This is a genomic window from Corynebacterium sp. CNCTC7651, assembly GCF_021496665.1.
In the GTDB taxonomy this organism is placed as follows: Bacteria; Actinomycetota; Actinomycetes; order Mycobacteriales; family Mycobacteriaceae; genus Corynebacterium.
The window spans coordinates 495,126-520,534 of sequence record NZ_CP071246.1 but is presented as its reverse complement, the minus strand read 5'-3'; the positions used below and the strand labels follow the sequence as shown (position 1 = coordinate 520,534).

Sequence of the window (25,409 nt, the reverse complement as noted above, 5' to 3'; positions counted from 1 at the left end):
CACACTGTGCGGCACCCGCAACTGCGGGTACAAAAACATAAAGCTCCTTAGAAAGGAGGTGATCCAGCCGCACCTTCCGGTACGGCTACCTTGTTACGACTTCGTCCCAATCGCCGATCCCACCTTCGACAGCTCCCCACAAACGTTTGGGCCACTGGCTTCGGGTGTTACCAACTTTCATGACGTGACGGGCGGTGTGTACAAGGCCCGGGAACGTATTCACCGCAGCGTTGCTGATCTGCGATTACTAGCGACTCCGACTTCATGGGGTCGAGTTGCAGACCCCAATCCGAACTACGACCGGCTTTCAGCGATTCGCACCCCCTCACAGGGAAGCTGCGCGTTGTACCGACCATTGTAGCATGTGTGAAGCCCTGGACATAAGGGGCATGATGATTTGACGTCATCCCCACCTTCCTCCGAGTTAACCCCGGCAGTCTCTCATGAGTCCCCGGCCAAACCGCTGGCAACATAAGACAAGGGTTGCGCTCGTTGCGGGACTTAACCCAACATCTCACGACACGAGCTGACGACAACCATGCACCACCTGTACACCAACCACAAGGGAAAGACTATCTCTAGCCCGATCTGGTGTATGTCAAGCCCAGGTAAGGTTCTTCGCGTTGCATCGAATTAATCCACATGCTCCGCCGCTTGTGCGGGCCCCCGTCAATTCCTTTGAGTTTTAGCCTTGCGGCCGTACTCCCCAGGCGGGGCGCTTAATGCGTTAGCTACGGCACGAACCCCGTGGAAGGGACTCACACCTAGCGCCCACCGTTTACGGCATGGACTACCAGGGTATCTAATCCTGTTCGCTCCCCATGCTTTCGCTCCTCAGCGTCAGTTACTGCCCAGAGACCTGCCTTCGCCATCGGTGTTCCTCCTGATATCTGCGCATTTCACCGCTACACCAGGAATTCCAGTCTCCCCTACAGCACTCAAGTTATGCCCGTATCGCCTGCAACCCCACAGTTAAGCTGCGGTATTCCACAAACGACGCGACAAACCACCTACGAGCTCTTTACGCCCAGTAATTCCGGACAACGCTCGCACCCTACGTATTACCGCGGCTGCTGGCACGTAGTTAGCCGGTGCTTCTTCTCCAAGTACCGTCCAAAATTCGTCCTTGGCGAAAGGAGTTTACAACCCGAAGGCCGTCATCCCCCACGCGGCGTCGCTGCATCAGGCTTGCGCCCATTGTGCAATATTCCCCACTGCTGCCTCCCGTAGGAGTCTGGGCCGTATCTCAGTCCCAATGTGGCCGTACACCCTCTCAGGCCGGCTACCCGTCGACGCCTTGGTAGGCCATTACCCCACCAACAAGCTGATAGGCCGCGAGCTCATCCCACACCAAAAAATCTTTCCACCACCGACACTAAACGATGGTCCTATCCGGTATTAGACCCAGTTTCCCAGGCTTATCCCAAAGTGCAGGGCAGATCACCCACGTGTTACTCACCCGTTCGCCACTCGAGTACCCCCGAAAGGGCCTTTCCGTTCGACTTGCATGTGTTAAGCACGCCGCCAGCGTTCATCCTGAGCCAGGATCAAACTCTCCACAAAAAACACCCCGAAACAGAGTGTCATGTTTCGTCAAGAAACAGGCCGTGAAAAGCCCAATATACCCAACCAAAACAAACCACCCCACACCAAACCGGTGCAGGACTGGCTTACAAAAAATGTTTTCCTAAAATTACTGCAAACACGGCTGGCCCCACATCCGACGAGGAAAAACTTAAGGGCCAACCAAAAACTTTGCAAAAAACGTCAGTGAACCAATCATGGCCCAACCGATCAACCACGCCCCCATCAAAGGATTCAGAACGCAGCCACCAGCACACACCAACCACACACCCCGCAAAACACGGAACCATGCAGCCAAAATGTGTCACAGGCACACAACCAACCCACAAACAAAAATGCATTGGCACACTATCGAGTTCTCAAACAACACACGCACACCCCAGCCCAGAAGCTCTCGCCTCTATTCCGTAAGCGGCTTGTTTGAAGTTACACTTTCCAGTTTCCGTTGTCAACCCCGCGTTCATTTGCGGGGCTTTCTCCGTTCACCGGAGCGTAACCTCTGAAATTATCTCGTTCCCTTGAGCGCGTTTCCTTGCTCTCGGCAACGGGGGATTACTTAACCATGTCGGTTGTAAACTGGCAAATCGCCAGCTCACTGGCCATGGTGGCCCACGCGACTGCCCTAGTGATAAGCGGCAATAGGGCCATGCGGCCCTTCGATGACCTGGACCGGAGTATTGAAAATGTCGGTCAACAAGTCGTCACGCATGATCTCTTCCGGGGTACCAAACGCCACGATTTGCCCGTTCTTCGCCGCACAGATGTGGTCGGCGTATCGGGCGGCGAAATTGATGTCGTGCAGCACGATCACGATTGTCCGCCCGAACTCGCGGGAGGCATCCCGCAGGTGCTGCATCATCTCTACGCTGTGGGCGATGTCGAGGTTGTTCAAAGGTTCGTCGAGAAGCACGTGCTCTGTCTCCTGGCAGAGCACCATGGCAACGTAAGCGCGCTGGCGCTGGCCGCCGGAGAGTTGGTCGAGGAACCTGCCCTCTAGCTCGCGTAACCCAAGGAAGTCGATGTACTTGGAGATGATCCTCTCGTCCTCATCCGTGAGCCGGCCACCCGTGTATGGGAATCGGCCAAAGCCGACAAGTTGGCGCACGGTCAAACGGGTAACAAAGTGGTTCTCCTGGCGCAGGATTGAGACGATTTTCGCCAGGTCCTTGGACTTCACTTCCGCGATGTTCTTGTCCCCAATCGTCACAGTGCCGGAATCAGCGGCGAGGAGGCGGCCGATCATGGTCAGCAACGTAGATTTGCCGGCACCATTCGGGCCCACCAACGCGGTGATGCCGCCGGTGGGAATCTCGAGGTCCACCGGGCCAATCGCAACCTCGCTGCTATATGCCTTGTGCAGTTGATCAAGCCGAATCACAGTCGCCCCTTCCTCAGGATCACCACAAGGAACGTAGCGCCTCCCACGAGTTCGATGATGATGGAGACCACGCCCTGGGCGTAGAAGATGTGGTTCATGACAAAGTACGCGCCGGCGAGCACGCAGTAGCCCAGCAGCGCGGCCATCGGGAAGATGAAGCGGTGGTCGTACGTATCGGTGAACTGGTACGCCAGGGTGGCCACCAGGAAGCCCAAGAACGTCATTGGCCCCACAAGCGCCGTGGACACCGCCATGAGCACCGCCACCAGAACCAAGGTGTAAATCGCCTGGCCTGCGGAAGTTCACACCCAGATTGACTGCCGCGTCCCTTCCCAGCCCCATCACGTTGAGTTTGCGGGAGTTGGCCAGCATGAGCACCGTCGCTAAAAGAATCAGCGGGACAGCTACCGGGTAGTACTCCGGGTCCGCGTTGTTCACGGAGCCGAAAAGCCGCGCGGTGAGCACGTCGAACTCACTGGGCGTCAACATACGCTGCATGAAGGTGGAAACGCTGGCCAGTCCCCCACCCAACACGATGCCCACTAGCAGCATCGCGTGCAGATTCGCCGCGTTATCCACAATCAGCCAGGAGTACAGCAGCAGCGACAGCACCACCATCACCGCAATCTGGAACAGGAACATCTCCAGCGTGCGGGCGTTTAGCAGTCCTGTCGCGCCGAAGAAGTAAATGGTTGCCGTGTGGATGGTCACGTACAACGCTTCAAAGCCCATGATTGACGGGGTGAGGATGCGGTTTCCCGTCACGGTTTGGAACGCAACCGTCGCCACACCTTGGCACACCGCAACCACCGCCATCGCGATAACGGAGTTCAGCCGGCGCTGCGCGATCAACCAGTAGCCCCGCGAGCCAAACTCAACCGGGTTGTTGTACGCCAGCAGGCCCGCAGTGGTCAGCACCGCAACCACGGCAAGCACCGCGAGCGCCACCCAATAGCGCCGCTTGCTTTTCGACGATTCAAAAGCACCTACTGCCCTACCCACGACGCGTCTGCCTCACAATCAACGCGATGAACACAGCAGCGCCAATGACACCGAGAATCACCGACACCGGCATCTCGAACGGCGCGATAATGGTGCGCCCGAGGATGTCGCACGCGGTGACCACGGCAATGCCCGTCAGGCAGACCCACGGAAGGTTCGAACGCAGATCATCCCCACGGACCATGCTGACCATGTTGGGGACGATCAGGCCCAAAAACGGCAGATTGCCCACAACGACGGTGACCACGCCGGAGGCGACAGCGACCAGAGCCGTTCCCACCAGCACGATGCGGTTGTAGTTCAGGCCGATGCTGGTGGCAATGTCCTCGCCCAACCCGGCCGCGGTGATGCGATCGGCATAGAGGAAAACTGCGATGACTACGAACAGGACGACCCACAGCACTTCGTACTGACCCTTGATTACGGAGGTGAAAGAGCCTGCGAACCAGACACCCAGGGATTGGAGGAGGTCAGTTTGCAGGGCGAAGAACGTTGACACCGAACTGACAACAGCACCGAGCATGATGCCCACGATGGGCACGATCAGGCTTGATCGCAGCGTAACCCTGCGGAGGAACGCGAAGAACACCATCGTGCCAGCGAACGCGAATGCAATGGCGAGGAGCATGCGGGTCATAATCGTGCCGTTGGGGAACAGCACAAAGGACAGCAATAGTCCCAAGCCCGCCCATTCCGTGGTGCCTGTGGTAGTCGGTTCGACAAAGCGGTTCTGCGTCAGCATTTGCATGATCAACCCGCTCATCGCCATTGCCGCACCCGCGAGCACCAACGCGATCGTGCGCGGCACGCGGGTCGTGGTAAACATGGCCCAGCCGTCTTCGGACCCCAGAATGTCGTACTGTCCGATCGCCAGTGAGGCGCCCAGGAGAGCGAGCACGCCGAAAAGCGCCAGGAGGAACCTGGCGCTTAGGATCGAAGGGCGGGTTGTAGCCACTACTTGGCAGCCTCGAATGCGTCTGCGAGCTGGTTCAGGATCTCGGTGTAGGTAAGGATGGACTCGTTAGTGTACGTGTCCTTCGGCGCAATGTAGATCCGGTTATCCTTCACCGCGGTCACGTTCTGCAGCGCAGCAGAATCCGAAATCACGGACAGCGCCTCCGGGGAGCCTTCCGCAGACTTCACGCCCGCGTCACGGTCCAGCACCAGCAGCCAGTCCGGGTTGGAATCCGCGATTGCCTCCACAGAAATGTCGTCGCCCTTGTGATTCTCCGTGGCCCCCTCCACCTGGAGAGCCGGGGTGAGACCGATCAGGTCAAACAGCGGCCCCCACACACGACCAACCGTCGGGGCGACGTAACCGATCTCGCCACCGGAAACGTTCAGGGCCATGACGGTCTGCGACGGGTCGTACGCGTCGCGGGCACGCACGATTGCCTTGGTGAAGTCCTCCACAACCTGCTCAGCCTCGGCCTGCTTGCCAAAGATCTCACCCAGCTCAAGCGTCTGACGGATGAGTTCTTGGTCGAACTGCTCACCCTCGCGCGGCTCAAACTCCAGCAGCACAGCATCCGGCACGAGGTTCTGCATCTCTTCGTCGTAGGACGTGAAGCGCTGGCCGGAAATGATGACATCTGGATCTGCAGCCACAAGCGCTTCCAGGTTCGGCTCGCGGTGGTTGCCGATATCCACGATCGAATCATCGTCCGCAATGCCCGGGATGGTGTTGGGCACCAGTGCGCGGGCAGCTGCAACCGGCTTCACGCCCCAAGCATCAAGCAGCTCGAACGTGCGGTTGTCCAGCGCAACGACACGCTGCGGCGGGCTCGGCACAACCTTCTCGCCATAGTTGTCGGTCACGGTGACAGTGCCTGCGGCGTCCGCAGTTGCCGTGTCGGCGGCTGCCGCGGATGCTGCAGCAGAGGCAGTAGCGCTTGCCACACTGGTCGGCGTGTTGGAGTCAAGGGCCGGTTCAGCGTTGGAGCACGCACCCAAGGTGAGGGAGCCTGCAGCAGCGAGTGCGATCAGTGCGGTACGCGGGAAACGGGACATGGCAATCCTTTTGTTCAAAACGGGTTCATCCATAAGGATAGGTTTGCCTGTCCAAGATTAGGTTTTCCAAACTTGGAAGCCAAACAGGGGTGCCCTTAGAAGAACACGATGTTCTCTCGCTCCAGCCATGCACCCTTGCCGGATTCAGAATCCCAGCAGGTCACGCCCGTTTCTTCCACCGCACAGACGAATGGTCCGTGCTGCACCACTTCGCCGTATTGGACAACTTCTGCAGGTGTAGATCCAGCCGGCCAAACCTCATCGAAGTACAGCGGCGGGTCCGATTGTTCGCGGACGGTGCCGTGGAGAATCTCCGCCATCCAGTTCGGGCCCCCGTACTCGCCGATGCCCAGCTTTCCGCTCTCCATGAGACTCTGCACACCGCAGTCGAACATCTGCGGGCTATCCAGATTCATCATGCAGCCGATATTGCCGGACGGGGCTTTGAACACCGCGAACTCGGGGCCGCCGGCACTGTACTTCTTCACCGATTTCACCGGCCGCGCGTTCGCCGGGACAGGTCCGCCGGCACCTGGGTAGGCCAGCGGAGCGCCAGGAACGCCGCGCTTCGGCTCCGCGCTCTTGGTGCCAGCGTTCTTCGGGTCCGCGTTCTGCGCAGATTGCTCAGCTTCCGACGCGGGTGCCGCGCTGGACTCAGCCTCCGGCGTTACCGCGCTGGTAGCGGGCTGGGCCGTCACAGTTTCGGTGACAGCCGAGACAGTGTCCGGCTGGGGAGTTTCCGGTGCCGGCGCGCCGGCGCAACCCCCCAAAACCCACGTTGCAGCAGCGAGCGAGCCCATCACGACGCGTTTCATGCTGGGAATACTAAAGATCGCGCCTGTACAAAAAATGGGATTCAACGTAAAACCCGCTGGCCGTATCGGACCAGCGGGTTTCACTGACAGTGGAGCCGCCGGGAATTGAACCCGGGTCCTTCACCACCGCGCCAGGGCTTCTCCGTGCGCAGTTCGCACCTTGCCTCTCATCGGCCCTCCGGATCAGGCAAACATGTCCGGATGACGGGCCCAGTCAGTGAAAGAAGTCCCTTCCAAGGCCCCACTGACAGGGCCGGAAGGCAAGTCCCCTAAGTCGACGCCAGGTACCGGATCGGGGACATCCCCGGCCTGACGGACACGCAGGTCGCTTGCTCTATTACTTAGGCAGCGAGGGCGTAGTCACGCTGAGAGTTCTTCTCTGCGTTTATTGGTTACAGCGACGCTTACGGTGGTCTCCTGCCTGCACCGGCACGCTTCCCCTGGCTGAGTAGATGAAGTCGAAACCAAATCGACCCCTTCGACTACGAAGAAACGTAGGAGTGAGAACGTTATCTCACACCGGCACAAACCGCAAGACCCCGCTCGGTATTCCCGTTGCAGGACTTGCCCAAAACCTAGGTGCGCGCGGGACGCACGCGCAAGATCTCCACCACCGCGTCTGGGCCAGCGTCCACCGCAAGGCGTGCCGCCTTGGCCACGTTGTCCGCGTCCATCTTCGGCCGGCCGTCGTCCCCCGCCAGCATGTCCGTGTTGGTGCGGCCCGGGTGCAGCGACGTGACGCGCACCTCGCCCGCCAGTTCCTCCTGCAGCGATTCGGTGAAGCCGCGAAGCGCGAATTTGGACGCGCAGTAGGCGGTGTTTTCCGCCACACCGTGCAAGCCAGCGCCGGAGTTGATGGTGATGATCAGCCCCTGCGAACGTCGTAAAGCAGGAAGCAAAGCCCTGGTGAGCGTGACGGGGGCCAGGACGTTGATGTCCATGCTCTCGCGCCACTGCTCATCCGTGAGCTCCTCGAAGGGGCCCTTGTGCAGCACGCCGGCGGCGAGCACCAGCACATCGAGGTGCTCAATACCTGCGGCGGCTTGCTCCAGTGCGGCGGTATCACGCAGATCCACCTCGAACGGTTCGGCGCTTGGCAGCGCCTGCACGATGTCGGACGCATCCTTCGACGCACCCGCGAGGATGTGGTGATCCTTGCCCAACTCTTCTGCGATCGCGCGGCCGATGCCGCGGGACGCTCCGGTGATCAGTGCCGTCTTCTGTGTAGTAGCCATGGCATCCAAGGCTACTTAGGCTTTGATTCCCTTGAATTTGCGTCCCAGGTCGCGGGCGATTTCGCGGTCCTCGGTGCGGCGTTTGATGTCCTGGCGCCTGTCGTAATCCTGCTTACCTTGAGCAAGCCCGAGCTCAATTTTCGCGCGGCCGTCCTTCAGGTACAGCGAGAGCGAAACTAGGGTGCGGTTGCCGTCGCGCAACTTGCCCTCCAGCGAATCAATCTCGCGGCGGTGCATCAGCAGCTTGCGTGTGCGGCGTGGGGTGTGGTTGGTCCAGTGCCCCATCGAGTACTCAGGAATGTGCAGGTTGCGCAGCCACACCTCGCCGTTGTCGATGGTGGCAAACGCCTCTGTCAACGACGCCTTGCCCTCCCGCAAGGACTTGATTTCTGTGCCCACGAGCACGATGCCAGTCTCCCAGGTGTCCAGGATGGTGTAATCGTGCCGGGCCTTGCGGTTGGTTGCCAAGACGCCGGAGTTTCCGGTTTTGGTTTTCTTCTTCTTGGCCATAAGGGCCAAAGCTTACTACTTCCGCACGTAGGAACGAAGTGCCACCTGGGCCGCAATACCGCCGATCACCATCGCACCCAGCCCCACCAGCGGCATGACAGTCCACACCGCGGCATCCGGCACGCGGGCAATGAGCTGCGAGGAGTACAGCTGCGCCAGCATCGGATCCGCCACAGAGCGCTTGGCCACCCACACCAGCAGCGTTGCCAACACCGCGCCGGCAAAGACTGAAAGCACCGCCTCAAGCACGAACGGCGCCTGCGTAAACCAGCGCGAGGCACCCACCATGCGCATGATGCTGATCTGCTCGCGCCGGTTGAACGCTGCTAGCTGCACCATGTTCACAATCAGGAACAGTGCCGCAAGCCCCTGTGCCGCGGCGACCAGCCAGGTAACGTTGCGGAAAGTATCCATGGTGTTCGCCGCGCCGCGCACGGTGTCCGCCTGATCAGTCACCACAGTTACCTGGGGCAGCGAGGCAACTGCGTCGATCGGTGCCGTGTCGGAGGGGTCCTTCAACCGCACGTGCAGCGCTGCCGGCAGTGCGTCCGGGCTGGTTTCGCGCACCAGATCCGGCTCCGAGTCTTTGAACAACTCCACAAAGCGCTCATAGGACTGCTGGCGGGAGCGGAACGTCACCTGCTCCACCCGGTCATCCTTCTGCAGCGTGTCGCGCACCTCGCGGCACGCCTCGCTGGAGCAATCGGTGTCGGCGGCCGAAGTCTCCTCGTCCAACTCCACCATCACCTCCACGCGGTCCAGGTACAGGTCCTTCGTGGCCGCGGTGGCCTGAGAAATCATGATGCCGGCCCCCACCAGCGCCAGCGACAGCGCCGTGGTGATCACTAAAGCAATGGTCATGGTGATGTTACGGCCGAGGCCCTTCACGCCCTCTTTGAAAATAAAGCCAACGTTCATTGCCCTACCCCCTCACGTTGCCGTAAACGCCGTTGCGGTCATCGCGCACTAGCTTGCCCATATTCAGCTCCATCACGCGCTGGCGCATGTCATTGACCGCCCTGGCGTTGTGCGTGGACATCACCACCGTGGTGCCCAGGCGGTTGATGCGCGCCAGCAGCGCCGTAATCTCATCCGCCGTTGCGGGGTCAAGGTTGCCCGTCGGCTCATCCGCCAGCACCAGCGGGGGCTTGTTCACAAACGCACGCGCGATGGCCACGCGCTGCTGCTCGCCTCCGGAGAGCTCATGGGGCATTCTTTTGCTTTTCGACGCTAACCCGACCAACTCCAAAGCGTCCGGCACCAACTTGTCAATGCGCTTCTGGCGCTTACCGATGACTTGGAGCGCAAACGCCACGTTGTCGTACACCGTGAGCTTGGGCAGCAGACGGAAATCCTGGAACACGTAGCCGATGGACTGGCGCAGCAGATTGATGTCTTTGCCCTTGAGCGCGTTGACGTGGAAGTTGTTGAACCAGATGTCGCCGGAGAAACGTTTTCCTCCCGGATCATCAACTGCAGGAATGTCGATTTGCCTGAGCCGGACGGCCCGATGAGGAACACGAATTCCCCGTCTTCGATGGTGAAAGAGGCATCGTCCAAGGCGGGGCGCCCCGAGGTGGGATACACCTTGGTTACGTGGTCGAAGGTAATCACGGGGCTCACATTACCTGTTACCGGTGTGACGCAAGTAGCCCCCGTGGCGCGTGTGATCACGGCCGGCGGGGGCTATGCGGTTATTCAGCCCGCGATGATGCACGGGCTTCGGCACCTTAGTCGTTGATGTAGCGGTACTGCTTGTTCACAAACTCATCGAGCGCGAAGACGGAGAGCTCGCGGCCGAAGCCAGAGCGCTTGACACCACCGAACGGCAGGACTGCGGAGAAGTACTGGCCGAGGTTGACGTGGATCATGCCGGTGTCGATCTGGTCCGCAACCTCCGTTGCCTTCTCGACATCCTGGGAGAACACGGCGCCGCCGAGGCCCTGGTAGGAGTTGTTTGCCAGCTCCACAGCCTCGTCGATGGAGGAAACCTTGTAGATCTCCGCCACCGGGCCGAAGAACTCCTCGTAGTACGGCTCGGAACCAACCGGCAGGTCGGTCAGCACAGCCGGGGAGAAGTACGCCGTGGTGTCGTCGATCTCTGCACCGGTGCGCAGGGTTGCACCTGCAGCCACGGAGCGGTCGATCTGGTCCTTGAGGATCTCGGCCGCACGGCGGGAGGACATCGGGAAGTACTCGTTCTCGCCCGGGGTGCGCGGGTCACCCTTGGAGTATCCCTCAGCGATCTCCACCATTGCGTCAACGAACTCGTCGTAAATGTCGTCCATGACGATGATGCGCTTGTTGGAGGTGCAAGCCTGGCCAGCGTTGTGGACGCGCTTGTCCCACGCCTCCTGTGCGGATGCCTTGATGTCCGCGGAGTCCAGGATGATGTACGGGTCGGTGCCGCCGAGCTCGAGCACGCACTTCTTCAGGTTACGGCCGGCGATCTCTGCCACCTTCGCACCAGCGCGCTCGGAACCGGTGAGCGAGACACCCTGCACGCGCGGGTCACCGATGATCGTCTCGATCTGGTCGTGGGTGGCGTAGATGTTGATGAACACGCCCTCCGGCAGGCCGGCATCCTTCAGGATCTGCTCGAACGCAGCACCGGACTTCGGGGTGATCTCGGCGTGCTTGAGCAGGATGCAGTTGCCGTTCATGAGGTTCGGGCCGGCGAAACGTGCGATCTGGTAGATCGGGTAGTTCCACGGCATGATGCCCAGGATGGTGCCCAGCGGCAAGCGGCGGACCACAGCCTTGCCGCCTGGGACGTCGACGTTCTTCGGCGCGTTGTGCTCCGGAGCGTTGTCCGCGTAGAACTGCATGATGTCGCCGGAGAAGTTCATCTCCCACTCGCCCTCGGGGATTGGCTTACCCATCTCCTCCGCAGCGATCTGCGCCAGCTCGGTAGCGCGCTCCTTGAGCAGCTGCGCGGCCTTGCCCACAATCTCAGCGCGCTCCTCGATGGACGTGTTGCGCCAGGTCTTGAATGCCTCCGCAGACTTCGCCAGCACCTCCTCAACCTGCTCATCGGTCAGGAAGTCAAAGGTCTCTACGATCTCGTTGGTCCACGGGTTCTGCACTCGGTACTGGTTGGACATGTGATCCGGTTCCTTTCAAGAAGAAATAGTGATGTAGGTCTTAGTTAGGATACCCGAATTCGGGTTCCGATTTTGCGGGTTTAGGCGCCCGGGCGGTACTCGCCGTCGTTCATCTTGATGCCCTCGTCCTGACCCATGTAGGAGGTCTCCTGGGTCAGTGCGTCCAGCAGCATCTGGTGGTTCTGCTGAACCTCCTTCTCCAGCGCCTCCGGGTTCGCGCGGAGCAGGTCGTAGCGCTCTTGCACCATCGGAATGCCCAGCTCGGTGAACGGGCGGGACGCGGCATGCGGCACGTTGTAGATGTCCGCGACCTCGTCGCCGTGCATGATGCGGGTGGCCGCGTACTGCCAGTCGTCGATGGACTCGTCGGAGAACGGCAGCAGCGCCTTCACGTTCGTGCGGAAGCCGCTGAAGAGCGCCTCGACGAGTGCGTGGGATGCCTCGTTCGGGTCGCCGTCTACGAAGTGGATCGCGTCGATGGTCTCCTGCGACGCGTCGATGTCCGTCTCCGGCTCCAGGAGGTCGCCCGGGATGCCCAGCATGAGGCCAACGATCCTCCAGAGGTAGAACAGGTCCTGCTCCTCCTCCAGGGACATGCGGTAGCCCAGGTTGCGGCAGTACGTGAACGCGATGTAGGTGAAGTCGAACCAGGTGCGGAACATGTCGAACTCGCTGATCGGTGCGCCCCACTCGCTGTAATCCAGGCCCAACTTGGTCTGCACGCGGCGAACATGCGCGTGCATCGCGCGGACCATGCCGGTGTGGATGTAGCTAACGTTGCCCGGCTTCAGGCCGTCCTTGAGGTAGACGGAGTAGATCCAGTTGGTGGTGTAGGCGAGGCGGTGCACGGCACCCTCGGTCAGCTCACCGGTGTTCACCAGAATGTCCGCGATGGACGGTGCGGAGTAGGTGTGGATCAGCGCGCCCGGGCCGAGAGAGAGGTTCTGCGCCAGCACCGGAATGGACAGCGCCGCGCGCTGGCCGCGCTCGATGCGCTCCCAGTCCACGCCATCGAGCGCAGAGTTCATGTCGTTGATCAGCGCCGCAACCTCAGGCAGGGTGTTTTCGTCCGCCTCGCCCCGCGCAAGTGCCTCGCGCAGGTTTGGCATGACGTCCTTGGACTTGTTGCCGCTGGTGTAGAGAGCATCGGCGATCGGGTCCATCGCCCAGTACGCCTGGGTGAAGCGCTGCGCGCGCTCCTCGCCGAAACGCTCAACGAACTCCTCGCGGCTACCGCGCTTGCTCGGCCACTCCTGGCGGGTGTAGTGGTCTGCCGCCAACGGGTTCTCAGCGAAAGTCTGGGTCATGGTGTTCTCCTTAGGTGTAGTTGCTGGCTGGGAAAGAATGGCAAGGGTTAGCGCTGGGCTTCCTTCGAGTTGTCGTGCAGGCTGTAGTTCGCCTTGACGTGTGGTTCGTGCTCTGCCACGTAGTCCTCGATCTGCTTGAACACGTCGGACCATGGCGGCTTGCCGTCGGCGGCCTTCTTGATCTTGGCGGCCTGGGCGCCCGGCAGCTTGTCGCGCAGGCTCCAGATCGCAGCCTCCGCCTTGGCCTTAGCCAAGAAAGCGAGCTTCCAGTGCAGGTACGGGGTGCCCTCGAAGCGGGAGCCCTTCACCATGAACTTGGTGTCCTCATCGCCGATCACCAACGACAGCGCACCCAGCACCTGGCCCGGCATCTGTGGGTCCAGCTTTTCCAAGATGCCCATGAGGGCCTCTGCCACCTGGACGTGATACGTGGAGGAGTAGCCGCCGTTGGCGTAGATGTAGTCAGTCATCTTGCGCATCTCGTCGCCGGTCTTCGGAATCAGACGCTCCTCAGCACCCATGAGGTGGAGCACCCAGGCCCAGTACATGGCAACGTCGTGCCACTCCTCGCCGGAGTGGTAGCGGCCGAAGAACTCGTCCACGCCGATGGGCATGAGAGCGAACCAGCCTTCGCCGGAAACCAAGAAAGAAGATCCGATCGGGCGGCCGAACTCGTTGTAGTGCTCCGGGCCCCACAGCTTTTCTAGGCCGCGGTTTGCCTGGGCGTGCAGCAGACGGACCCGCACCGCAGCCTTCAGGCCGTCCGAGTAGCGGTCGAACACGCCCTTCTTGCCCAGGTCCCACGAAGAACTTCACCGTCTCCATCACACGGGTGAAGGCCTCCAGCTCGAACATCTGGGTCTCGCCCGTGGCGGCGGAGGTGCGGTCCTCCATCGTGGTTGCCCAGTAGGCGAAGCCGATGGAAAGCAGCTCGGCGGACGGGGTGACGTTGTAGTACGCAACGCGGCCGCGCTCCGCAGCTTCGAGGTCGATCCAATCAGGGATGTTGTCCACCTCTGCGAAGAACTCGACGAGCTCCGGTGCCGGATCTTCAACGGCACCGATGCCCTGGTTCAGCGCAGTTTCAAAGTCCGCGCGGGACTTCTTCGCACCATCGCGCTTGAATGCTTCTGCAAGCTTGGCACCGGTCTCATCGGTTTGCCACATGTGGTCATCCAGAAGCTTCGTCTGGAAACTGTCGTAGCCCTCCCACTCATCTGCAACCGTGTGCCACCGATCGAAGAGGTTATGGCGCAACGTAGACCAGCCGGGCACCTTCGTCCGGCGCTTCGGCGCTGGACGAAGTGGCATACCGTCCCGGTAGAAGTAGCGGAAATCCTCATACGGATTGTCCGACATCGGGAGAATTTCGGGCCGAACAGGATGCTGGTACCGATTCTCCTGACTTGGTTCGATTGTGGCCGTCATGATCATCCTTTCGCTTGACATCATGAGCCCTCCAGCGTGTCCGTGAGTACATCCCCCGCATAGTGTTACCTGCCTGGCAGTCGCGCGTAGGTGTGTTATCCATCACGTTCAGCGTGGTTCTATAATAACACTGCAAACATGGCCAGCAACCAGTTTGCGGCACGAATTTATCGCGTTGGCGCCCCGCGTTAAAGTGTGACGTTTGCGCAGGTTATTGGAGGTTCTGAAGTGGCAGCGTTTGGCACCGGGCGGGGCAGTTTTGGTAGTATTTTCCGCTCGAACAAAGGGACGAAGGATCTTAACGCAGAAGACCGAGAGGCAGCTTTCGCTGCGCGGTCCAGACCGTCGGCAGACAAGGATTATGCGGGAGTTGGTATAGAATCGACTGCCCCTGCGTCGAAGTCTGATATCGCCGGCGAGCAGCGATTTACGCTGAACGTCGAAGAGGTTGACCACTCGTGGGACGGCATCGCACTGATCACGCTCAGCACCCCCAACGGCGCTCCCCTTCCCGGGTATGAGCCGGGCTGCCACGCGGACTTCTTTGTCCGCTGCCCCGCCGGCGAGGAATTGGTCCGCCAATACTCCTTGTTCCCGATGACGCACAGTGGCACTGGCGAATCAGAGAAGGGCTGCTACGGCGTTGCAGTGAAGCGGGAACCGGACTCCCGCGGCGGATCCATCGCGCTGCACAAGGTTCAGGCCGGGGAAACGCTGAGCATTTCCGCGCCCCGCAACAACTTCGGTCTAGCTGCAGGCGCTCAACGTTCCATCCTGGTGGGTGCCGGTGTGGGCATCGCACCGATTTACTCCCTTGCACGCGAGCTGAAGCGCCAAGGCGCGGATTACACGATTTTGTACTTCGCCTCCAGCGCGGAACGCGCGGTGATGTCCCACTTGATTGATACGCACCTGTATGGGCAGACGCGCAGCGTGTTCGCCTCTGGGGCACGCGATAAGCAGGCAGGGTATGTGGAAGCGGCGCTGGCGGAGAGTGATGTCCCTGCGGAAGACACGCACCTGTATGTCTGTGGCCCGCAGGGCTTCATGGACGGGATCATCGAGGTTGCCGAAGCGCACCTTCCAAAGTCGAACATTCACTGGGAGGCGTTCCGCCCATCCGAGGAGACCCTGGCGGGTGACCACCGCGCCGACGGCCCCTTCGAGGTGACGTTCTGCGGCGAGACGTACCAGATCCCCGAAGGCACTTCTGTGCTCGATGTCTTTGAGGATGAGGATGTGCCCATCATGTCCCGCTGCCAGGAGGGCACGTGCGGCACGTGCGTAGTCAAGGTGACCGGAGGTACGCCGGATCACCGAGACAGCTTCTTTACCGAAGAGCAGCACGAGAAAGGCGCTTTCGCCACCTGTGTTTCTCGTGCCCTCTCCCCCTCGCTCACCATGGAGCGCTGGAAGAACATCTAGCTAGAGCAGCCGCACCATTGCCACACCGGCCAGTACGAAGATAAGGCCGGTGAGGCGCAAGGCTGTCGGCCGCCCCTTCTTTCCTCCCCCGACGCCGAGGGATTCCAGCACCTGGCCGCAGATGATCGTTCCGGTCAGCGACCCAATCACCGTGGTGCCGGTTCCCAGCAGCGGTGCCAGGCCGGCTCCGCCGAAGACGAAGAATGCGCCCAGCACGCCGCCCATCCACATCCACCATGGCCCGGGTGCGACGCCGGAGGCGAGCGCCCGCCTGTCCCCCGGCAACGTCAGCACCAGCACCGTGAGCACGAGAAGCCCCACGGCGAGCGAAATTTGGCCCGCTTGAATCGGGCTCTGGATCACCCTGCCGAGGTGTCCGTTCACAGCCGTCTGGGTGGCGGAACCCATGCCCATAACCACGCCAAAGGCTCGAAGCAGCCACAGCTTCGTCCCGGTCGCGCGCCCGTAGGCGGCTGAAGACCGGTGGATTTCCAGCACCATCGCGATACCGAGGACGACAATCGCGGCACCCGCGAGACGCAGCGGCCCCACCGCTACTTCCGGCGAGTTGAAGAGCCCGAGCTTATCGACGATCAGTCCCATAATCACCTGGCCGAGAATCGGCAGGATGACGGTTTGGACCGGTCCGAGTTGCGGGAACAGCACGATGTTTCCGGCGATGAACATCACGCCCATGAAGCCGCCGAGCCAGATCCACCAGGGTTCTTGAGCGACCGTCGTCAAGCGGGGAACGAGCTCCCCGGTGGCGACGAGTGCCATAACGGACGCGGCGCCGACCGCCACGACAAAGGAAAGGAATGTCGCGGCGATCGGCGCGCCAACGCTCACCCGGAAGCGGGTGTTGATGGCGGTCTGGATGGGGACGATGGCCCCCACCAGCATCGCCAGCAGGACGAGCATTTAAGCGTCCGTCGGGATCTCGTTCATCTGCTCGAGCATCTTGGCCACGTAGCCGGTGTTGATGTCGCCAGAGCGGAACTGCTCGCTGTTGAGCAGGTGCGCCTGGAACGGGCCGGTGGTGACGACGCCCTCAACGGTGAGCTCATCCAGGGCACGCAGGGTGCGCTCGATGGCCTCGTCGCGGGTTTCGGCCCAGCAGATCAGCTTGCCAACCATGGAATCGTAGAACGGCGGAATGGTGTAGCCGGTCTCGATGTGGGTATCCATGCGCACGCCGAACCCGCCCGGGGCGCGGTAGTGCGTAATGGTGCCGGGGCGCGGAGCGAAGTTCTCGTTCATCCTCCGCGTTGATGCGGCACTCGATGGCGTGGCCGCGGATCTGGATGTCGTCCTGGGTCAGGCGCAACTTCTGCCCGGAGGCGATACGCAGCTGCTCCTTGATCAGGTCCACACCAGTGATCATCTCGGTCACCGGGTGCTCCACCTGGATACGGGTGTTCATCTCGATGAAGTAGTACTTGCGCTCTACGTTGTCGAAGACGAACTCGATCGTGCCCGCGTTCTTGTAGCCCACCTCTTTGCAGAGGTTGACGGCAGCTTCCTGCAGGCCAGCACGCAGCTCTTCGTCGATGGCGGGCGACGGGCCCTCCTCGATGAGCTTCTGGTTGCGGCGCTGGGAGGTGCAGTCGCGCTCGCCGAGGGCAATTGCGTTCTCGCCGTCCGCCAGCACCTGGATTTCAATGTGGCGGATGTCGGTGAGGTAGCGCTCGATGTAGACCGAGGAGTCATTGAACGCGGACTGGGCCTCGTTCATGATCTCGTTCAGGTCCTTCTCCAGCGTGTCCTCGCTCTCGACCACGCGCATGCCGCGGCCGCCACCACCGGCGGCAGCCTTGATCAGCAGCGGGAAACCGGTCTCCTTTGCCACCGCGAGTGCCTCGTCGAACTCGGTGACCACGCCGTCCGAACCCGGAACGGTGGGAACGCCGGCGCGCTGGGCAATCTTCTTCGCCTCGATCTTGTCGCCCATCAAGCGAATGTGCTCGGAGGACGGGCCGACGAAACCGATGCCCTCGTCCTCGACCATCTTGACAAAGTTGGACTTCTCAGAAAGGAAGCCGTAGCCCGGGTGAATTGCGTCGGCCTTGAATGCCATCGCGGCCGAGACGATCAGCTCGGGGACGTTGTAGCTCTTCGCGGCGTTGGCCGGGCCGATGCACACGGCCTGGTCTGCTTCCTTGACGCCGAGGGAATCCCGGTCGCCTTCGGAGTAGGCCAGGATCGACTTGATGCCGAGTTCCTTGCAGGCGCGGATAACGCGCAGCGCGATCTCACCGCGGTTGGCGATGAGGACGCTGCCAAGCAGCTGTTCTTGCTCTGCCATTTGTTACCTACTTCTCGTCTGATTCTTACTCGATCACCATGAGCACCTGGCCGTGCTCAACGGCATCCTCGTTCTCCACGAGGATCTCGGTGACGGTGCCGGCAACCTTGGCCTCGATGTTGTTCATGAGCTTCATGACCTCGACGATGCAGAGCACCTGGCCCACCTCAACGGTGTCGCCGACCTTGACAAACGGGTCTGCGCCCGGCTTCGGGGCGGCGTAGAAGGTACCCACCATCGGGGACTTGACCTCGGTGCCGTTGCCGGAGGAAGCCGGCGCAGCCTTCTCTGCTGCCGGAGCCGGAGCCTCAGCTTCGGCCGGTGCCTCTTCAGCCTTCGGTGCGGCCGGTGCCGGAGCGGACTCAGCAGCCGGAGCAGCCGGAGCTGCCGGAGCCGGAGCAGCGGGTGCCGGCGCGGCAACCTGCTGGTTCAGGCCACCCGGGGTGCGGGACATCGCGAGCTCGATGTCGCCGTACTTGATGTTCAGCTCCTGGATGTCGCCGGACTGGTTAACCCACTCGAGGAGGGACTTGATCTCGTTGATGTTCGGGGTGTTAGACATTACTTCTGCTCTCCTTTGGTGAGGTTGATTTCGAGGTCTTCTGCCTTGAGGCGGAACTGTCCGGTCTCGGCGATGTCTGCCATCTGCTTGACCAGTGCGGTCAAGGAGCCGCCGGCGATGCCTTCGCCCTGGCCGGAGCGGCCTTCGGCGATGTAGCGCTTCATCTCGTCGACGTTGTTGCCGGAGATCGTGGCGCGCAGCAGGATCGTGTCGATGTCGTCGTCCGGGTACTGCTCCTGCAGAGCCGGAAGCGCCGGCTGGAGCTCCGGGCGCTCCTCTTTGATCTCGGAGGAGCCGTTGGCGATGATCTTCTCCAGCACGTCCGGATCGAGCGGCGCGAGCGGCTCACCGTAGTAGCCGAGGGCGTATTTCTTGATCTCGTTCGGAACCACGGAGTAGCGCTCGCCGGAGATCACGTTCATCACGGCCTGGGTACCCACGAACTGGGCGAACGGGGTGATCATGATCGGGTACGCCAGCTCTTCGCGCACGCGTGCGGTTTCGTAGAGCAGGTCCTCGAAGCGGTCCGACAGGCCCGCGGTTGCCAGCTGGGATTCGAAGTTGGTCAGCATGCCGCCCGGCAGCTGGTGCATGTAGTGGACACCGTCGTAGGCGCGCGGCTTGCCCACCGGCTTGCCCTCGTTGTCTGCGATCTCCTGGATGCGCTTGGAGGCTGCGTCCACTCGATCGTCGTCAATATTCACGGTGTAGCCAAGTGCGCGGAGGTCGCGTGCCAGCGCCTGGGTAGCAGGCTGGCCCTGGCCGTTCGCCAGCGGCGCGATCGAGGTGTGGATTGCGTCGACACCAAGCTCAGCGGCGAAGAGGTAGGTCAGCGGGCTCAGGCCGGTCAGGGAGTGGGTGTGGACCTCAAGCGTGCGGTCACCGATCACGGAACGGATGGCCGGAATGATGGTCTTCATGCGGTCCGGGGTGAGCAGGCCGGGTGCGTCCTTGAGCATGATGCGGTCGCAGTCAGTGCGATCCAGCAGCTCCTTGGCCTTGTCAATGTAGAGCTGGTCGGTGTGCACCGGGCTCAGGCAGTAGGACAAGCAGCCGTAGGTCTCTGCACCCAATTCCTTCGCCAGAATCAGGGTGTCTGCGATGTTGTCGATGTCGTTCAGGCCGTCGAACGCGCCGATGACAGCAAAGCCGTTGGCGCGCAGGCGCTCGACCCAGGTGTGGATGACGTCGTCCGGCAGGAAGTCGAACGATGCCAAGTTGCGGGAGCGCACCATCGCGCGGAACTTGGTGTCAGGTGCAGCCTCGTGCACAAGGCGAACGCGCTCCCAGGGATCTTCCCTGATGTAGCGCACCGGCACATCGAACTCGATCGGGGCAACGAGGTCGACGTGCTCGAAGCCCGCGTTGGTCACATCGTCCAGAAGATCGAGGATGTGCTCGGTCCTCATGCGCGTCCGCCCAGATGGACTGGTGCGCATCGCGGAACGTGGTATCGACAATTTTGATTTCTCGCTCACTGTCCGCGGGTCGACCACCCGCAGCAAAAATTTCAGCGAGGGTCTCAGTGCTCAGCTCTTCAGGGCTCAGAGCAGCCATAATTACCTCCTTAAACGTGCCGTACGCGGGGCACGGGCGGGTCCGACGGCGAGGCCGAACCAACCTGCTCCGTTGCAGTAACTGTACGCACGGCATTGCCCGGCCCGAACACTTTTTGAATGCCCTCCCCCGAAAGAGGGTGCGCTAAGTGCACAGCGGTTCGCATAGCGAACATATTTCGAGGTAGAAGCTTTCTACTTCAAGTCCCTCACCTGCCCTTTTAATGAAATGGTGACGAACTACACACATGTGACCATTGGAGATTTTCCACCCACTCCCGCGGGCTGTGAGCGGCGTTATAGATTTCCCCCAACACCAACACAGTCACCTGAGGGAGGATTAAGTGTCGCAACCAGTGTCTCAGCCGGCGGCAAAACGCCGCGGCATGGGTACCACCCACATTGAAGCGGAACGCCCCGCGGACCGTAAGTCGCTCGGCGCCAGCCTTATCGGCCAGCTGCTCGAGTGGTTCGAGTGGAGCTCCTACGCCGTCTTCGCACCGTTCATCGCCGCAGCCTTCTTCGACAAATCGGATCCGATGTCCGCGCTGCTGGCCACCTTCGGCGTCTTTGCCATCGGCTTCCTGGTCCGTCCGCTCGGCGGCATCGTATTCGGCCGTATCGCAGACCGCGTCGGCCGCAAGAACGTCCTCATGACCACGATCATCATCATGGCGCTCAGCGCCGTGTTGATCGGCATCATGCCCACCTACGAGCAGATTGGCATCTGGGCCTCCATCCTGCTGCTGATCATCCGCGTTGCCCAGGGCTTCGCCCACGGCGGCGAGTCCGCCACCGCTAACAGCTACATCCCCGAAATCGCACCGCCCGCCCACCGCGGTAAGTGGGGCTCCATGGTCTACATGTCCATCTTCGGTGGTTCCGTGATCGCCTACACCCTCGGCGGCATTATTTCGCTGACGCTGACCGACGATCAGATTGCTGCGTGGGGCTGGCGTATCCCGTTCTGGCTGGGTGCCGTGGCAGCTCTGATTGCCCTTTACCTGCGCCGCCACATGAAGGAGTCCGACCACTTCGAGGAGCTGCAGGAAGGCGGCACCGACAGCTACGACCACCTCGCGGCCGAACGCCCGGCCACCCCGAAGCGCCCGAACTGGGTCAACATCCTGCTGGTCATCGGCATGGTTTCCGGTGTCACCTCTGCGCACTACACGTGGACCAGCTACGTCTCCACCTACGCCATCACCCACGAGGGCATGTCCACCCAGGGCGCCTACTGGACCTCGGTATTCGCCCAGCTCTGTGGCCTGATTGCCCTGCCGCTGTGGGGTGCGCTCTCCGACCGCATCGGACGCAAGCCGGTGATGTTCATCTTCGCCGTGGCCATGGGTCTGCTGCAGATCCCGCTCATGGGCTTTATCGACGCTCGCCCGTGGACGATGCTGGTTTCCGCGACCCTGGCTGTTGTGGTGGTCGCCGCCGGTGGCGCCCTGCTCGCCCCGATCATGGCCGAGGTCTTCCCCACCTCCCAGCGCACCTCTAGCATCGGTTTCGCGTACTCCCTGTCCGTTGCCGTGTTCGGTGGTACCGCTCCGTACATCTTCCAGTGGTTCACCGCCCAGGACCTGACCCACATCTCCGGCATCTACGTCGTGGTGCTCTGCGTGCTCACGTTCATCAGCATGTGGATCCTCCCGGAGACGAAGGGCATCGACCTGCGCGACGCTTAAACCTCCGGTTATTTCCCGGCTTAAGGCTCCCCTATGTGGGAGCCTTTTGTCATGGACGTAGAGGCAATGACCCAGAAGGAACGCCGTAGCGCAGCTACGAGCATGCTCCAGCATCTGGAGGCTGGCGAGACCACGGTGGAATGGCACCCTGCGCTTCAAGAGCCGAGCGGCATCATCGCCTTAGGCTGGCCGAAGTATCCGGAATGGTTGTACGACGGGCTGTGGTCCGCAACCCTCTATCTTGAGCATTCCGAGCGGTTCGACCGGGACGCAGCCATGGCGATTTACGGCGAGCTGTTCAACGGCGAAGTGGAACACGATTACGGGCCGCAATCCCACGAACGCCTCTGGGCCGAGCTGACGTATGTGCTGCGCGGCGAGCGGTTTTGCGACGGGCACATTGACACCCACCTCAAAGACGGCTCGCTACTGAGCTTGATGAAGGCCTTCGCGGAACTGGCTTAGTCTTCGCCCTGAAGCTGCGCCATGCGCCAGCGGATGCCGGCTTCAAGGAAGCCGTCGATATCCCCGTCAAGCACCTTCTGCGGGTCGCCCACCTCATACTCGGTGCGCAAATCCTTCACCATCTGGTACGGGTGCAGGACGTACGAGCGCATTTGGTTTCCCCAGCTGGCGTTGCCGCCTGCGCCGAGTGCATCCATCTCCGCCTTTTCTTCCTGGCGCTTCTTTTCCAGCAAGCGTGACTGCAGCACGCCCATGGCGGATGCCTTGTTCTGGATCTGGGATTTCTCGTTCTGGCACGTCACCACAATGCCGGTGGGAATGTGGGTGATGCGCACAGCGGAGTCGGTGGTGTTCACGGACTGTCCGCCAGGGCCGGACGAGCGGTACACATCCACCCTGATGTCCGAGTCCGGAATGTCGATGTGGTCGGTCTGCTCCACCACCGGCAACACCTCCACCTCCGCGAAAGAGGTCTGGCGGCGCCCTTGGTTATCAAACGGGGAAATACGCACTAGGCGGTGTGCGCCCTGCTCCACCGAAAGCTGGCCGTACATGTACTCGCCGTGGACAACAAAGGTGGCGGACTTGATGCCGGCCTCCTCGGCGTAAGAGATGTCGTACACATCCACCTTGTGGCCGTTCTTTTCCGCCCAGCGCACATACATGCGCATGAGCATCTCCGCCCAGTCAGCGGCATCCACGCCACCCGCGCCGGAACGGATGTTCACCACTGCCTCACGCTCGTCGTAATCGCCAGAGAGCATGGTCTGCACCTCAAGCGAGTCGATCTGGGTGGCGATGTCCGCCAGCTCCTCATCAGCCATCGACGCTTCCCCGGCTTCCTCCGCCAGCTCATACATCACCGGCAGATCATCCAACCGCTCACGCAAGGACGTGACCTTCTTCAACCGTGCCTGGACGTTGGAAAGTTCGGAGGTGACCTGCTGGGCGTGCGAGGGATCATCCCACAGGCTCGGGTCCCCTGCCTGGTCCTCCAATTCGCGGACGCGCAGCGCCATCTGGTCCAAGTCCAGCACCTGTTCAATGGTGGTCAGGGTGGTGTCCAGGTCTTTGATACGCGCTTGGGTGTCCGGTTGCATACCGCTACACCTTAGTAGAGCTAGACTTGGGCCCGACCCAAACACGGGTGCCCGCGGCAGCGGGCTGAGATCGCGCTGAAGCCGCGCGAGCACCGTTTGAACCTGTCTGGCTAGCACCAGCGAAGGAAGTGAAGGAGCGGCATGGCCGACCTATACGCGCAAGAAATCCACCCCAAGCACAGCTACGCCCCGATTCTCAAGGATGGCCTTGAGGTTCCGGAAACCGCGATTCAGCTGGATGATTCCCCGACCGGCCCTAACGCACCGTTCAAGGTGTACCGCACCCGCGGGCCGTGGGCGGAGCCGGAGGAGGGTCTGCCGGACCTGCGCGGCGAGTGGATCGTGGGCCGCGGTGACGTGGAGTCCTACCAGGGGCGCGAGCGCAACCTGAACGATGACGGCACCCGCGCCGTCAAGCGCGGCGCCGCCAGCGAGGAGTGGCGCGGTGCGTCCCGTCCTGTGCTGAAGGCAAAGGACCGCAAGCGCGTCACTCAGATGCACTACGCGCGCCAGGGCATCATTACGGACGAGATGCGTTTCGTCGCGTTGCGCGAGCACTGCGATCCGGAGTTCGTGCGCGAGCAGGTGGCATCCGGTCGCGCGATTATCCCGAACAACGTCAACCACCCGGAGAGCGAGCCGATGATTATCGGCAACGCGTTCTTGACCAAGATCAACGCCAACATCGGCAACTCCGCCGTCACCTCTTCTATTCGCGAGGAAGTGGACAAACTGCGCTGGGCCACCCGCTGGGGCGCGGACACGGTGATGGACCTCTCCACGGGCAACGACATCCACACCACCCGCGAGTGGATTCTGCGCAACTCCCCGGTGCCGATCGGCACCGTGCCGATCTACCAGGCGCTGGAGAAGGTCAACGGCATCGCCGAGGACCTGACCTGGGAAATCTTCCGCGACACTGTCATTGAGCAGTGCGAGCAGGGCGTGGACTACATGACCATTCACGCCGGCGTTCGCCTGCCGTACATCCCGCTGACCTCCAAGCGCGTTACCGGCATCGTATCCCGCGGCGGCTCCATCATGGCCGGCTGGTGCCTGGCGCACCACAAAGAGTCCTTCCTCTACGAGAACTTCGATGAGCTGTGCGAAATCTTCGCGCAGTACGACGTCGCCTTCTCCCTCGGCGACGGCCTGCGCCCGGGTTCCGTCGCGGATGCGAACGATGCCGCGCAGTTCGCAGAGCTGAAGACCATCGGCGAGCTGTGCAAGCGCGCGTGGGAGTACGACGTGCAGGTGATGATTGAGGGTCCGGGCCACGTGCCGCTGAACATGATCCAGATCAACAACGAGAAGGAAGAGGAATGGTGCGGCGGCGCGCCGTTCTACACCCTCGGCCCGCTGGTGACCGACATCGCACCGGGCTACGACCACATCACCTCCGCGATCGGTGCTGCCCACATCGCAATGGGTGGCACGGCGATGCTGTGCTACGTCACCCCGAAGGAGCACCTGGGTCTGCCGAACCGCGACGATGTGAAGACCGGTGTGATCACCTACAAGATCGCCGCCCACGCCGCCGACGTGGCCAAGGGTCACCCGGGTGCGCGCGAGTGGGACGACGCGATGAGCAAGGCCCGCTTCGAGTTCCGCTGGCACGACCAGTTCGCGCTCTCCCTCGACCCGGAGACTGCGGAGTCTTTCCACGACGAGACGCTGCCGGCAGAGCCTGCCAAGACCGCGCACTTCTGCTCCATGTGCGGCCCGAAGTTCTGCTCCATGCGCATCAGCCAGGACATTCGCGACGAGTTCGGCGACGCCATCGATGAGGCGCTGGATGATGAGAACCGGAAGCTGATCGCTGACCTGGGCATCCCGACGTTTGCCAAGGGCGAGGACTTCCGCCGCGGTGAGCGCGAGATGGCGAAGGAGTTCCGCGAGCTCGGCTCGAACGTCTACGTTCAGGAATAATCA

19 protein-coding genes, 1 rRNA gene, 1 other RNA gene, 3 pseudogenes and 1 riboswitch are annotated in these 25,409 nt (G+C 61.6%); of the genes and pseudogenes, 4 read left to right on the top strand and 20 right to left on the bottom strand.

The features are described from left to right. Nucleotides 1-51: 51 nt before the first annotated feature. The 14 genes and pseudogenes from JZY91_RS02545 to JZY91_RS02480 all read right to left on the bottom strand — a co-directional run bounded on the left by JZY91_RS02545 (nt 52) and on the right by JZY91_RS02480 (nt 13,727). Nucleotides 52-1,563: ribosomal RNA gene (locus tag JZY91_RS02545) — 16S ribosomal RNA — on the bottom strand. Between the two features lie 643 nt (nt 1,564-2,206). After that, complete coding sequence (locus JZY91_RS02540) at nt 2,207-2,962, bottom strand: ABC transporter ATP-binding protein (protein ID WP_234948418.1); 756 nt, start codon at nt 2,960-2,962, stop codon at nt 2,207-2,209. Next, nucleotides 2,959-3,964: pseudogene (locus JZY91_RS02535) on the bottom strand (iron chelate uptake ABC transporter family permease subunit). Before JZY91_RS02535 ends, JZY91_RS02540 begins: the two are co-directional and overlap by 4 nt. Further along, complete coding sequence (locus tag JZY91_RS02530; protein ID WP_234948417.1) at nt 3,957-4,919, bottom strand: ABC transporter permease; 963 nt, start codon at nt 4,917-4,919, stop codon at nt 3,957-3,959. The pseudogene JZY91_RS02535 and the gene JZY91_RS02530 overlap by 8 nt, the downstream one beginning before the upstream one ends. Then, nucleotides 4,919-5,974, bottom strand: coding sequence for a siderophore ABC transporter substrate-binding protein (locus JZY91_RS02525; RefSeq protein ID WP_234948416.1), 1,056 nt, complete (start codon nt 5,972-5,974; stop codon nt 4,919-4,921). The genes JZY91_RS02530 and JZY91_RS02525 overlap by 1 nt, the downstream gene beginning before the upstream one ends. Nucleotides 5,975-6,069: 95 nt before the next feature. Next, nucleotides 6,070-6,789 (bottom strand): hypothetical protein, encoded by a 720-nt coding sequence (locus JZY91_RS02520; protein ID WP_234948415.1) that lies wholly within the window; start codon nt 6,787-6,789, stop codon nt 6,070-6,072. A gap of 87 nt (nt 6,790-6,876) precedes the next feature. Beyond that, nucleotides 6,877-7,266: a transfer-messenger RNA gene (ssrA, locus tag JZY91_RS02515) on the bottom strand. A 98-nt stretch (nt 7,267-7,364) separates the two neighbouring features. Next, on the bottom strand, nt 7,365-8,024 hold the full coding sequence (locus JZY91_RS02510; protein WP_234948414.1) for an SDR family oxidoreductase: 660 nt from the start codon (nt 8,022-8,024) through the stop codon (nt 7,365-7,367). A 15-nt stretch (nt 8,025-8,039) separates the two neighbouring features. Continuing rightward, nucleotides 8,040-8,534 (bottom strand): SsrA-binding protein SmpB, encoded by a 495-nt coding sequence (gene smpB / locus JZY91_RS02505; protein WP_234948413.1) that lies wholly within the window; start codon nt 8,532-8,534, stop codon nt 8,040-8,042. A gap of 15 nt (nt 8,535-8,549) precedes the next feature. Beyond that, entirely contained in the window at nt 8,550-9,452 is a 903-nt protein-coding gene (ftsX, locus tag JZY91_RS02500; RefSeq protein ID WP_234948412.1) for a permease-like cell division protein FtsX, read from the bottom strand. A gap of 4 nt (nt 9,453-9,456) precedes the next feature. Beyond that, nucleotides 9,457-10,148, bottom strand: a pseudogene (gene ftsE, locus JZY91_RS02495) (cell division ATP-binding protein FtsE). A 116-nt stretch (nt 10,149-10,264) separates the two neighbouring features. Further along, on the bottom strand, nt 10,265-11,638 hold the full coding sequence (locus JZY91_RS02490; RefSeq protein ID WP_234948411.1) for an NAD-dependent succinate-semialdehyde dehydrogenase: 1,374 nt from the start codon (nt 11,636-11,638) through the stop codon (nt 10,265-10,267). An 80-nt stretch (nt 11,639-11,718) separates the two neighbouring features. Next, a complete protein-coding gene (locus tag JZY91_RS02485; RefSeq protein ID WP_234948410.1) occupies nt 11,719-12,945 on the bottom strand; it encodes an oxygenase MpaB family protein in 1,227 nt (408 codons plus the stop codon). 47 nt (nt 12,946-12,992) lie between these two features. Continuing rightward, nucleotides 12,993-13,727 (bottom strand): oxygenase MpaB family protein, encoded by a 735-nt coding sequence (locus tag JZY91_RS02480; protein ID WP_234948409.1) that lies wholly within the window; start codon nt 13,725-13,727, stop codon nt 12,993-12,995. 874 nt (nt 13,728-14,601) lie between these two features. Between JZY91_RS02480 and JZY91_RS02475 the strand changes: the two genes are divergently transcribed. After that, nucleotides 14,602-15,798 carry a PDR/VanB family oxidoreductase gene (locus JZY91_RS02475; protein ID WP_234948408.1) on the top strand — a complete coding sequence of 399 codons (1,197 nt, stop codon included), beginning with the start codon at nt 14,602-14,604 and terminating at the stop codon, nt 15,796-15,798. Here JZY91_RS02475 and JZY91_RS02470 read toward each other — a convergent pair whose 3' ends face one another. The 5 genes and pseudogenes from JZY91_RS02470 to JZY91_RS02450 form a co-directional block, all read right to left on the bottom strand. Then, on the bottom strand, nt 15,799-16,719 hold the full coding sequence (locus JZY91_RS02470; protein ID WP_234948407.1) for a DMT family transporter: 921 nt from the start codon (nt 16,717-16,719) through the stop codon (nt 15,799-15,801). Beyond that, a complete protein-coding gene (locus JZY91_RS02465) occupies nt 16,720-17,058 on the bottom strand; it encodes a hypothetical protein (RefSeq protein WP_234948406.1) in 339 nt (112 codons plus the stop codon). A gap of 121 nt (nt 17,059-17,179) precedes the next feature. Beyond that, a pseudogene (locus tag JZY91_RS02460) lies at nt 17,180-18,103 on the bottom strand (biotin carboxylase N-terminal domain-containing protein); the annotation flags it as partial. Between the two features lie 25 nt (nt 18,104-18,128). Further along, nucleotides 18,129-18,665, bottom strand: a complete 537-nt coding sequence (gene accB, locus JZY91_RS02455; RefSeq protein WP_234948405.1) for an acetyl-CoA carboxylase biotin carboxyl carrier protein — start codon at nt 18,663-18,665, stop codon at nt 18,129-18,131. Beyond that, on the bottom strand, nt 18,665-20,074 hold the full coding sequence (locus JZY91_RS02450; protein WP_234948404.1) for a pyruvate carboxylase: 1,410 nt from the start codon (nt 20,072-20,074) through the stop codon (nt 18,665-18,667). The genes accB and JZY91_RS02450 overlap by 1 nt, the downstream gene beginning before the upstream one ends. A gap of 533 nt (nt 20,075-20,607) precedes the next feature. Between JZY91_RS02450 and JZY91_RS02445 the strand changes: the two genes are divergently transcribed. Both JZY91_RS02445 and JZY91_RS02440 read left to right on the top strand, forming a co-directional pair. Continuing rightward, complete coding sequence (locus tag JZY91_RS02445) at nt 20,608-21,912, top strand: MFS transporter (RefSeq protein ID WP_234949021.1); 1,305 nt, start codon at nt 20,608-20,610, stop codon at nt 21,910-21,912. A 33-nt stretch (nt 21,913-21,945) separates the two neighbouring features. After that, complete coding sequence (locus JZY91_RS02440) at nt 21,946-22,377, top strand: DUF6508 domain-containing protein (RefSeq protein WP_234948403.1); 432 nt, start codon at nt 21,946-21,948, stop codon at nt 22,375-22,377. Here JZY91_RS02440 and prfB read toward each other — a convergent pair. Next, entirely contained in the window at nt 22,374-23,477 is a 1,104-nt protein-coding gene (gene prfB, locus JZY91_RS02435) for a peptide chain release factor 2 (RefSeq protein WP_234948402.1), read from the bottom strand. The genes JZY91_RS02440 and prfB overlap by 4 nt on opposite strands. Nucleotides 23,478-23,510: 33 nt before the next feature. After that, nucleotides 23,511-23,622: riboswitch (TPP riboswitch) on the top strand. On the opposite strand from prfB, the gene thiC reads away from it, so the two are divergent. Beyond that, a complete protein-coding gene (gene thiC, locus JZY91_RS02430; RefSeq protein ID WP_234948401.1) occupies nt 23,619-25,406 on the top strand; it encodes a phosphomethylpyrimidine synthase ThiC in 1,788 nt (595 codons plus the stop codon). (Overlaps the previous riboswitch by 4 nt.) Nucleotides 25,407-25,409: the final 3 nt, after the last annotated feature.

Bases quoted from the DNA above. Each gene is read 5' to 3' on its own strand.
- JZY91_RS02525 (WP_234948416.1), bottom strand. From the start codon at position 5,974: ATGTCCCGTTTCCCGCGTACCGCACTGATCGCACTCGCTGCTGCAGGC.
- JZY91_RS02520 (WP_234948415.1), bottom strand. From the start codon at position 6,789: ATGAAACGCGTCGTGATGGGCTCGCTCGCTGCTGCAACGTGGGTTTTG.
- JZY91_RS02510 (WP_234948414.1), bottom strand. From the start codon at position 8,024: ATGGCTACTACACAGAAGACGGCACTGATCACCGGAGCGTCCCGCGGC.
- smpB (WP_234948413.1), bottom strand. From the start codon at position 8,534: ATGGCCAAGAAGAAGAAAACCAAAACCGGAAACTCCGGCGTCTTGGCA.
- ftsX (WP_234948412.1), bottom strand. From the start codon at position 9,452: ATGAACGTTGGCTTTATTTTCAAAGAGGGCGTGAAGGGCCTCGGCCGT.
- JZY91_RS02490 (WP_234948411.1), bottom strand. From the start codon at position 11,638: ATGTCCAACCAGTACCGAGTGCAGAACCCGTGGACCAACGAGATCGTA.
- JZY91_RS02485 (WP_234948410.1), bottom strand. From the start codon at position 12,945: ATGACCCAGACTTTCGCTGAGAACCCGTTGGCGGCAGACCACTACACC.
- JZY91_RS02470 (WP_234948407.1), bottom strand. From the start codon at position 16,719: ATGCTCGTCCTGCTGGCGATGCTGGTGGGGGCCATCGTCCCCATCCAG.
- JZY91_RS02465 (WP_234948406.1), bottom strand. From the start codon at position 17,058: ATGAACGAGAACTTCGCTCCGCGCCCCGGCACCATTACGCACTACCGC.
- accB (WP_234948405.1), bottom strand. From the start codon at position 18,665: ATGTCTAACACCCCGAACATCAACGAGATCAAGTCCCTCCTCGAGTGG.
- JZY91_RS02450 (WP_234948404.1), bottom strand. From the start codon at position 20,074: ATGAGGACCGAGCACATCCTCGATCTTCTGGACGATGTGACCAACGCG.
- JZY91_RS02445 (WP_234949021.1), top strand. From the start codon at position 20,608: ATGGGTACCACCCACATTGAAGCGGAACGCCCCGCGGACCGTAAGTCG.
- JZY91_RS02440 (WP_234948403.1), top strand. From the start codon at position 21,946: ATGTGGGAGCCTTTTGTCATGGACGTAGAGGCAATGACCCAGAAGGAA.
- prfB (WP_234948402.1), bottom strand. From the start codon at position 23,477: ATGCAACCGGACACCCAAGCGCGTATCAAAGACCTGGACACCACCCTG.
- thiC (WP_234948401.1), top strand. From the start codon at position 23,619: ATGGCCGACCTATACGCGCAAGAAATCCACCCCAAGCACAGCTACGCC.